The 547-nt window shown below is 54.3% G+C and carries 1 protein-coding gene; it reads left to right on the forward strand.

Features of this window, described 5'->3' with window-relative positions:
• Window positions 1–19 precede the first annotated feature (19 nt).
• A partial coding sequence (locus J7438_RS27260) for an ATP-binding cassette domain-containing protein (protein WP_353620208.1) occupies window positions 20–547 on the forward strand: 528 nt, incomplete at its 3' end.

Genomic DNA, 547 nt, shown 5'->3' on the forward strand with positions numbered 1-547 from the left:
CAAAAAAACAGTGGGCCATGTGAAGGCAGTCACTGATTTATCGCTCACTATTCACCAGGGCGAAACCCTGGGCATTGTTGGTGAGTCCGGTTCCGGTAAAACAACCCTGGGCATGGCCCTGTTGAAACTGCAGACATCAGAGGGCCTGATCCGGTTTGAAGATACCCGTATCGACACGATGAACCAGGACCAGTTCCGGCCACTGCGACGGGAAATGCAGATCGTGTTTCAGGATCCCTTTGGCAGCCTCAGCCCACGCATGACGGTTGCTGATATTGTTGGTGAAGGCCTTGATATTCATAAACTGGCCACTGAAGCCAACCGTGAAGAACAGATCATCGCGGCATTGGAGGATGTGGGCCTTGACCCGGAGTGTCGTCACCGTTACCCCCATGAGTTTTCCGGTGGCCAGCGCCAGCGTATCTCCATTGCCAGGGCTCTGGTGCTGAAACCCAGGCTGATGGTGCTGGACGAGCCAACGTCTGCGCTGGACAGAACCGTCCAATCCCAGATCATCGATTTACTGCGCAACCTGCAGAAAAAATAC

It is taken from the genome of Thalassotalea sp. G20_0 (assembly GCF_017744175.1).
In the GTDB taxonomy this organism is placed as follows: Bacteria; Pseudomonadota; Gammaproteobacteria; order Pseudomonadales; family Endozoicomonadaceae; genus Endozoicomonas.